9 protein-coding genes are annotated in these 8,501 nt (G+C 55.7%); 5 read left to right on the forward strand and 4 right to left on the reverse strand.

Going from position 1 to position 8,501, the window contains the following annotated elements:
* Positions 1-5 precede the first annotated feature (5 nt).
* Positions 6-116: a DUF29 family protein gene (locus LKE08_RS29210; protein ID WP_375341386.1), complete on the forward strand. Its 111-nt coding sequence runs from the start codon at positions 6-8 to the stop codon at positions 114-116.
* A gap of 28 nt (positions 117-144) precedes the next feature.
* Positions 145-318 carry a DUF29 family protein gene (locus tag LKE08_RS00840; RefSeq protein ID WP_324702296.1) on the forward strand — a complete coding sequence of 58 codons (174 nt, stop codon included), beginning with the start codon at positions 145-147 and terminating at the stop codon, positions 316-318.
* 752 nt (positions 319-1,070) lie between these two features.
* Here the strand turns inward: LKE08_RS00840 and yidD are convergent.
* The 4 genes from yidD to LKE08_RS29215 form a co-directional block, all read right to left on the reverse strand.
* A complete protein-coding gene (yidD, locus tag LKE08_RS00845; RefSeq protein ID WP_324702297.1) occupies positions 1,071-1,292 on the reverse strand; it encodes a membrane protein insertion efficiency factor YidD in 222 nt (73 codons plus the stop codon).
* Position 1,293: 1 nt separating this feature from the next.
* Entirely contained in the window at positions 1,294-2,187 is an 894-nt protein-coding gene (truB, locus tag LKE08_RS00850) for a tRNA pseudouridine(55) synthase TruB (RefSeq protein ID WP_324702298.1), read from the reverse strand.
* 5 nt (positions 2,188-2,192) lie between these two features.
* Positions 2,193-3,071 carry a calcium-binding protein gene (locus LKE08_RS00855; protein WP_324702299.1) on the reverse strand — a complete coding sequence of 293 codons (879 nt, stop codon included), beginning with the start codon at positions 3,069-3,071 and terminating at the stop codon, positions 2,193-2,195.
* Positions 3,072-3,409: 338 nt separating this feature from the next.
* A complete protein-coding gene (locus LKE08_RS29215) occupies positions 3,410-3,613 on the reverse strand; it encodes a ribbon-helix-helix domain-containing protein (RefSeq protein ID WP_375341385.1) in 204 nt (67 codons plus the stop codon).
* A gap of 27 nt (positions 3,614-3,640) precedes the next feature.
* On the opposite strand from LKE08_RS29215, the gene LKE08_RS00860 reads away from it, so the two are divergent.
* From LKE08_RS00860 to ligA, 3 genes are all read left to right on the forward strand, one after another.
* The gene (locus LKE08_RS00860; RefSeq protein ID WP_324702300.1) at positions 3,641-4,996 is read left to right on the forward strand and encodes an IS200/IS605 family accessory protein TnpB-related protein; all 1,356 of its coding nucleotides are present in this window, start codon (positions 3,641-3,643) and stop codon (positions 4,994-4,996) included.
* Positions 4,997-5,175: 179 nt separating this feature from the next.
* The gene (locus LKE08_RS00865) at positions 5,176-6,135 is read left to right on the forward strand and encodes an Npun_R2479 family HD domain-containing metalloprotein (RefSeq protein ID WP_324702302.1); all 960 of its coding nucleotides are present in this window, start codon (positions 5,176-5,178) and stop codon (positions 6,133-6,135) included.
* A gap of 85 nt (positions 6,136-6,220) precedes the next feature.
* Entirely contained in the window at positions 6,221-8,248 is a 2,028-nt protein-coding gene (gene ligA, locus LKE08_RS00870) for an NAD-dependent DNA ligase LigA (protein WP_324702301.1), read from the forward strand.
* The last annotated feature ends 253 nt before the right edge of the window (positions 8,249-8,501 follow it).

Raw genomic sequence — 8,501 nt, forward strand, 5'->3', positions numbered from 1 at the left:
ACCCCATGAGCAACACCCTTTACGAACAGGATTTCTATAGCTGGGCGCATCAGCAATCCCGCCTGCTGCGCGATCGCCAATTTGAGCAATTGGACTTATCGCATCTGATCGAGTAACCTTCAACGTACCGCGATCGCAAAACTGTTGAAGCGAAATCCCGGTTTAAAATCTCGCTTGGATGAAGCCATGACCGAAAGCTGGTCGGAGGCCCGGGACTTGGCGATCGCCGAAACCGATTTACCCGACGAACAGTTCCCGGAAATCTGCCCTTTTTCCTTAGAAGAAGTCATGCGTCCGGATTTCTGGCCGACACCCTGACAAAACATTCCACCTCAATCCTGAAATTGAACCATCAACCCCGCCAAAACTGCCGATTGATCCGTCTCGCACATATTTTTCGATTTTAGACCCGCCTTGAAATGAATTTCAAGGCTCATAGCAAAAGTCCACTAAGCGTGGACTCGGTTGGACATAGAGTATCCTAACCACCTTGGCGGTTGCTATACATCTAAATATCGCGTCAGTTCCGCTTCTAGCCCCTCCGGAAAGGAATTCTATCAGCTTCGGTTATCCCCTCCTAAACCTCCCCAATCATCTTTAGATGATTTGAGCTATTAGCTTGGGAATTCATTCCCAAGCGGTTTGGATATCCAACCGGCTTTTTCCGGGTATTTAATTAGAATAGCAACGTGAAATATAGCGCTGCGCGCGGTCCTCGAGAATCGAGAGTCGGGAGCCCTTGAAAACTCAAAGCCCCTCTAAATCGAGGTTTTGAAGTTTTTTTGGTCTCCTCGATTTGTAAACACACGAGCGCGATACTTGCGATAATTGACAAAACTCGCTCCATTAAAAGCCCCCATAATTGGGGATTTGGGGGTGGGGTGAAGCCCCCAGAATTGGGGGTTTGGGGGCGAAATAATTGACAAAACTCGCTCCATTAAAAGCCCCCATAATTGGGGATTTGGGGGTTGGGGGAAGCCCCCAGAATTTGGGGTTGGGGGCGAGAATCAAAATCAAAGCCCCCAGAATTGGGGGTTTGGGGGCGAAAAACGATTAACGATCGCCCCCCATCACCCATCCTTCGGCGGCACCGGATCGTAACCCCCCGGATGCAGCGGATGGCACCGCAAAATCCGCGCGATCGCCATCCATCCCCCCCGCAAAACACCGAACCGGCCGATCGCCTCCATCGCATATTCCGAGCAAGTCGGCTGGAACCGGCACGCCGGCGGCAGCAACGGCGAAATCAATAATTTGTAACCCTTAATTACAGCAATTAATATCCGTTTCATCTCAAAAACCGTGCAAAACGACCTGGGGAGCCAACACCGTTTTCTCCCCCTCCATTATCCGTCCGATTCCCAAAAACTGCCCCTCCTCATCGTAAACCCGCAACACAGTATCCACAGTTCCAGAAACCGGAATTCGCTGTCCCTGACACCAGCGTTTCCCCTCCTCCCCCGGAAGCCCGATCGCATCCAAATGCATCAACGCCGCCGACGGATCGCAGGGCACGAACGAACCCGCCTTCACCTGGGTTTCCAAATCCGCGATCGCGACGCTATTTTCCAACGAGAAACCGCTGCTGCGCGTGCGAACCAACCCCGCCAGCGTCGCCCCCGTCTCCACCTTCTCCCCCCAATCCCGGGCGATGGAGCGGATGTAAGTCCCCGTACCGCAGGCGATCGCGACTTCCAACTCCGGAAACTTCCCCGGACGCCACCCGAGCACCTCCAAACCGAACACCTCCACCGTGCGGGTGGGCACCTCCACCACCTCGCCCCGTCGCGCCCGTTCGTAAAGTCGCTTGCCCCCGACGTGAATGGCGCTGTAGTGGGGGGGCTTTTGTTCGATTTTGCCCAAAAACTCCGGCAGCACCGCCTCCACCCGTTCCCGCGTCAAATCCGACGGCGATCGCTCCGTCAGCACCTCCCCCTCCAAATCGTCCGTCGCCGTCGTCACCCCGAACCGAATCACCGCCCGGTAAGCCTTCTCCGAGGAAAGGAACTGCAACAGCCGCGTCGCCCGCCCCAAAGCCACGGGCAGCACCCCCGTCGCCGCCGGGTCGAGGGTCCCCGCGTGTCCCACCCGCTTCAGGTGCAACAGCCGCCGCACCCGCGCCACGCAGTCGTGGGAAGTCCAGCCCTTCGGCTTGTCCAAATTGAGAAATCCCTGCACGTCAGACATTCGGATTAAATAATGATCGCGTCAATTTCAGTAAAATCTCCCGCACCCAAATTATCAACCCCCACCACGATCGCCAAGAAACTTTCGTTATCATCAAAATTGCGATCCAGGCGGATCACGGCGCTGTTGGCAAACTCCTGGTTCAACCCCACCGAACTTCCCGGAACGATTTCCAGGTCGGAAAATTGCAAGCCGCCCGTCAGCAAAATTTCATCCTCGTTCGGGTTGTAATCGACAATCAAATCCGCAAAATCGAGCGAGATCCCCCCCGTCACGGAACTCAGCGCGAAGGAGTCTTGCCCCTCTCCGCCGATCAGATCGTCAATGCCCCGATCGCCCGCCAGGATATCATTTCCGGCTCCCCCGTCCAGGATATCGTCATTTTGGCCGCCGAAGATCACATCGTCGTCATCGCCGCCCGATAGCGAGTCATTGGCGAAATTCCCGAACAGGTCATCCGCCCCCGCCCCGCCATCCAGGGTATCCCCCTCCTGTCCCCCGAACAGGGTATCATCCCCGTCACCTCCGAGCAGAGAATCCCGGCTCCGGTTGCCGAACAGCCAGTCGTCCCCGGTTTCCCCGTTCAGGGTATCCACGTTGTCCGCCCCGTAGAGGGTATCATTGCCGCCCGCCCCCAACAGCGAGTCCGGCCCGTCAAAGCCGATGATGCGATCGGGGCCTCCGGTGCCCGTCACCGTGTCCCCCGCCCGGTCGGTGACTTCGATTTCGTTGGCCGAACCGCCCCCCCCCGAACCGCCCCCGTTGTTAGAACCGCCATTCCCGTCGAGGGAGTCATCCGGGGGGATGATAATATCGGCGCCCAGGGTATCGCCTCCGTTCAATAGCTCATCCAGAACGTCGGGATTGATAACAACTGATGTCATAATGTTCTCAAAAAGATCTCAGATTTGTCTCGAATTTTACCGTTTTTCGGATGAAACGGAGGTCTGATGATGTCGGACGCGATCGGATCTACCCGCCCCCGCCCGGTACGGCAGTCGCCCGGACGCTCCGCCATCCAAAAATCCCGAAATCTTTCACCGATGGGCTCTCAACCCCACGCTGAAACCTGAAAGCTGACGGCTGATTGCCCTATCGTCCGCCCGTCAGGGTCGATCGCTCCCCGGGGGCGATCGCCACCTTCACCCCAGATTCTCCAAATGCCTACAATTGTAAGAGTTTGTCAGAAAAAACTGAGATCCCTCACCGTCCTAACTCACTTTCAAAGTTGAACAAGAGTAGCGACTCCCAAACCCCCACCTGTTCCGAGGTGGGGGTTTGGGAGTGGCGGGGTTTCTAGCTGGCATCGATCGATCAACTTTCTGATAACATCAGATCTGCTAACCCCTTCTTTTTCTACTCTCTGATCGAGCTTCTGCAACTCTTCATCGCTCAACATGACAGACACTCTATTTTTCCTCTTCATACTTCTATGATGCGCTAATATAGGCACATGATAACAAGAAAGCCTTCCCAAATTATCCGCACCGACAAATGGGCTTTAAGCCCGACCACTGAACAGCGCCTTCTGTTGGGTGAGACGGTGAAGGTCTATCGTCGGGTTTGTCGGTACTTGGTTGGCATTGTCTTTACGCACTGGCCGGAGCTAGGGGGTTTATCATCAAATGAACAAATCCCGGCTGTAGAGCGGTTAATGCACTCAACGGCAAAGCGGCTGACCGTGAAGTACCCACAAATCAATCGGGTGTTTCACAAGTTCCCCAGCTATTACCGGAGAGCTGCAATCAGCTTTGCGCTCGGTCAGGTTAGAAGCTATATGACTCGGTATCGAGACTGGCAGAGTGGTCTATCCCGTAAGCGCCGGGATGCCAAGCCACCCACTCTCAATGCCGATGCAGGCTGCTATCCAGCGCTATATAAAGGTCAGTGCTATAAGCTGCGAGGCTATGACACTGTTGAGATTAAGGTGTTTACGGGGTCTGACTGGATCTGGACGACCGTTGAGATCAGTGGGCTTCGAGAACGCCATGAGGTGCCGAACAACAAAATGTTGTCACCATTTCTGATCTTCAATAGGAAAGCCTGTCATCTCTCAGTCCCGTTTCACTGTATTCCTCCGAAGCGGAAGCCCGACAAAAATGTTGTTGCTGTTGACCTGGGCATCAACACCACGGCTACGGTAACAGTCGTGACGTTCGACGGTACTGTAATCCATCGTGAATTCATTCACCCGGGAAGAGACATAGACCGTCGAGACAAACGGCTCAAGTCCGTTTTCATGCGGGCATCTAAGACGATGGGTAAAGGTGGGAAGCTGCACAAAGGCTTCTGTGCCAATACCTATCGCAAGTGCCAGAACATCAATACCCAGATTTGCCACATCGTTTCTAAGCGGATTGTCCAGATTGCCAGTGAGTTCAACTCAGAGGCGATTGTCTTCGAGAACCTGAAAGGCTGGAAGGCGACAGGAGGGCGAAAACGCTCAAATCTGCGTCAACGCTTTCATGGTTGGCTCAAAGCCAAGATCCGCGACTACACCGAAATGAAGTGGGCAGAAGCTGGCGGTCAAGTGATTGATGTCGTTGCCGCCTATACCTCAAAGCTGGCTTACGATGGCTCCGGCGTTGTCAAGCGGAACTCTAAAAATTATGCCCTGGCAGTATTCCAGAATGGTCGGCAGTACCAGGCTGACCTAAATGGAAGTCAAAATATCGCTGCCCGGGGCATTCTTAAGCTCACGCGCAGAAATGACCGTGAGAACCGTTCCAGCAAACGTACTGGACGGTTGTCTAGAAGCTGGGCCTGTCTGTGTGATCTCTGGACTCAGGATCGTCTGAGATTAGCATAGGACACCCCCACCTCGCCTACCGCAGGTGGGTAGAGCTTCATTATAATGGTGGTCAGTTCCGAACCCTTGTGAAAATTCTGTCCGACCTTGGGGAACGGCCGAGTAAAAACCCATAAAACTTGCGTTCTTTTTCCCGATGCTCAAAATTCACCTACCATTCCTGTGAGTTCATCATGAGTATGTTCAATGCCACCGCAATCCTAATTGATGCCTTCGTACAGCGCCTGCAGGCGGGCTACCGCCGGACCTACGGCGGCTTCAAGCCCGACTATCCGGAAATCATCGCCTGGGCCGGCACGATGGCCCTGGAAAACATCGCCAACTGCGACGCGCTCTACCACAACGTCGAGCACACGATGCTCGTCACCCTCGTCGGACAGGAGATCTTGCGCGGAAAACACATCCGGGAAGGGGGTGTCACCCCGGAAGACTGGCTGCACTTCACCATCTCCCTCCTCTGCCACGATATCGGCTACGTCAAAGGCGTCTGCCGGCGCGATCAGGAAGCCAACGGTTGGTATGCCACAGGAATCGACGACGGCATGATTTCCCTCCCCATCGGCGCCACCTCGGCCAGCCTCACCCCCTACCACGTCGATCGCGGCAAATTGGTCATCGACGAGCGCTTCGGCGGCCACAAGCTCATCGACGCGGAACAGATCAAGCGCAATATCGAACTGACCCGCTTCCCGGTCCCCGCCGACGAAACCCACCAAGACCGGCACAACTATTCCGGACTCGCCCGGGCCGCAGACCTGATCGGCCAACTGAGCGACCCCCGCTACCTCAAAAAGATCAGCTCCCTGTTCTACGAATTTGAAGAGGTCGGCACCAACAAAGTCCTCGGCTACAGAACCCCCGGGGACCTGCGGAAGAATTACGCCAAATTCTACTGGAACGGGGTCTTCCCCTACATTCCCGCCGCCCTCCGATACCTGGAACTCACCCAGGAAGGAAAACAGGTCGTCGCCAACCTGTACGCCAACGTCTTCCAAGTCGAAAACGAACGGCGCATCCTCCAAGAAAGCGAAAAGTACCTGCCGGAGACAGTCCCTCCGGACTCCAACGGCTACAACGGGGACGGCAAAACCGCTTCGGATCAGCGGAAATTCAGCGAAATGTCCAATTTGAATCTGTGAAAACCGGCCACAAAATTGGCTGTGGGGGAATCCTTCTGACGGAGAATTCCCCCAACTTGTCGAAAAGGGTGAGGGCGATCGAACCGTGAAACAATCTAACTCCGAACTCCAACAGCGGGCTGAACAACTGAGGCGGCAACTTCAGGAAGCCAGCCACGCCTACTATGTCCTCGATCACCCAATTATGGAGGATGCGGTTTACGATCGCCTCTACCGGGAACTCGAACAACTCGAAACCGAACACCCGGAACTGATTTCCCCCGACAGTCCCACCCAGCGGGTCGGCGAAAAACCCGCCGATCGCTTTCAATCCGTCCAACACAACATCCCCCTCTACAGCCTCGAAAACGCCTTCGATACCCGGGAACTCGAAGCCTGGGACGCCCGCTGGCGCCGCCACCTCGGGGAAGAACCCGAAAATTTGGCTTATATCTGCGAACTGAAAATCGACGGTTCCGCGATCGCCCTCACCTACGAAAACGGCGTCCTGGTGCGGGGCGCGACCCGCGGCGACGGCGTGACGGGGGAAGAGATCACCCAAAACGTCAAAACCATCCGTTCCATCCCTTTGAAACTCAAACTCGACGATCCGCCCCCCGTGGTGGAAGTGCGCGGCGAAGCCTTTTTGTCCCTGGACGTGTTTGAAAACATCAACCGGGAACGGCAAGAAGCCGAAAATCCCCCCTTCGCCAACCCCCGAAATGCAGCGGCGGGAACCCTGCGACAACTCGACTCCCGCATCGTCGCCGATCGCCAACTCGACTTTTTCGCCTACACCTTACACCTGGACTCGGCCGAATTGACCTCCCAGTGGGACTGTCTGGAGAGGTTGCGGGAGATGGGATTCAAAGTCAACCCCAACCGCAAATGCTGCCAGTCCTTGCAGGAAGTCGAGGACTATTTCGACGACTGGGAAACCCGGCGGCGGGATCTGCCCTACATGACGGACGGCGTGGTGGTGAAACTCAATTCCCTGGAGTTGCACGAACGCCTCGGCTTCACCCAAAAAGCCCCCCGCTGGGCGATCGCGCTCAAATACCCCGCCGAAGAAGTCCCCACCCGGATTGTATCCGTGACGGTGCAGGTGGGGCGCACGGGGGCGCTGACGCCGGTGGCCGAACTCGAACCCGTCCAACTGGCGGGGACGACGGTCAAACGGGCCACCCTCCACAATAAGGATCGCATCACTGAATTGGACCTGCACATCGGCGATACCGCGATCGTCCGCAAAGCCGGGGAAATCATCCCGGAAGTGGTGCAAATTCTGCCCGATCTTCGCCCCCCGGACGCCGAACCTTTCCAAATGCCGACCCACTGTCCCGCCTGCGGGGAAACGGTCGCGCAACCCCCGGGGGAAGCCGTCACCCGCTGTATTAATAGTTCCTGTCCGGCGATTTTGCGGGGTTCCCTGGAGCACTGGTGCGATCGCAAAGCGTTGGATATCGACGGCGTGGGGGAGAAATTGGTGGGGCAGTTGGTGGAGCGAGAATTGGTGCGCTCGGTGGCTGATTTGTACGAATTGAGCGTCGAAGAATTGGTTAAATTGGAGCGGATGGGGGAAAAATCCGCCCGCAACATTGTCGATGCGATCGCTTCCTCCAAAAAACAGCCCTGGCACCGGGTTTTGTACGGTTTGGGTATCCGCCACGTCGGCAGCGTCAACGCCGAATTGCTGGCCGAAACCTTCCCCAGTTGCGATCGCCTCGCCGCGGCCGATCCCGACGCGATCGAAAGCGTCTCCGGCATCGGCCCGGAAATCGCCGCCTCCGTCTTCGGGTGGTTCCGCCGGGATGCCAATATTAAATTGTGCGATCGTCTCAAAGACGCGGGTTTGCAGTTGTCGGGTGTTCCCCAAAAATCCAAACCCTCGGAGTCGCAAAATCGACCCCTGGCGGGTCAAACCTTCGTGATTACCGGGTCGCTGCCGAACCTGAAGCGGGACGAGGCGAAGGCAAAAATTCAAAACGCGGGGGGAAAAGTCACCGGTTCGGTCAGTTCCAAAACCAACTATTTGGTGGTGGGGGACGATCCGGGTTCAAAATTGGATAAAGCCGAGAAGTTGGGAATTCCAACACTATCGGAAGCGGAGCTTTTGGAGATGATCGGAGGTTGAAAATGGGGGCGATCGTTCGACCGCATCAATGAAAGTTAAGGAGGATAAAAATAGCTCGTTTTCCGGAGGGTGTCATGTTTCATCCGCAGATTTCGCAGATTTCGCAGATTTTTCATTTTTTCCGGCGATTTCTCGTTTTAAATAATATCAAATCGGTTATTTGGTCACACAAACTCCCCAATCATCGACCGATGATTTGAGCTGGTAGGGGCGCAAGGCTTGCGCCCTCGGGAATTGATTCCCAAGCGGTTTG

The organism is Lyngbya sp. CCY1209, from assembly GCF_035615495.1.
Lineage (GTDB): Bacteria > Cyanobacteriota > Cyanobacteriia > Cyanobacteriales > Microcoleaceae > Limnospira.

Excerpts from the sequence above, each read along its gene's own strand:
- LKE08_RS29210 (WP_375341386.1), top strand. The coding sequence starts at position 6 with ATGAGCAACACCCTTTACGAACAGGATTTCTATAGCTGGGCGCATCAG.
- yidD (WP_324702297.1), bottom strand. The coding sequence starts at position 1,292 with ATGAAACGGATATTAATTGCTGTAATTAAGGGTTACAAATTATTGATT.
- truB (WP_324702298.1), bottom strand. The coding sequence starts at position 2,187 with ATGTCTGACGTGCAGGGATTTCTCAATTTGGACAAGCCGAAGGGCTGG.
- LKE08_RS00855 (WP_324702299.1), bottom strand. The coding sequence starts at position 3,071 with ATGACATCAGTTGTTATCAATCCCGACGTTCTGGATGAGCTATTGAAC.
- LKE08_RS29215 (WP_375341385.1), bottom strand. The coding sequence starts at position 3,613 with ATGAAGAGGAAAAATAGAGTGTCTGTCATGTTGAGCGATGAAGAGTTG.
- LKE08_RS00860 (WP_324702300.1), top strand. The coding sequence starts at position 3,641 with ATGATAACAAGAAAGCCTTCCCAAATTATCCGCACCGACAAATGGGCT.
- LKE08_RS00865 (WP_324702302.1), top strand. The coding sequence starts at position 5,176 with ATGTTCAATGCCACCGCAATCCTAATTGATGCCTTCGTACAGCGCCTG.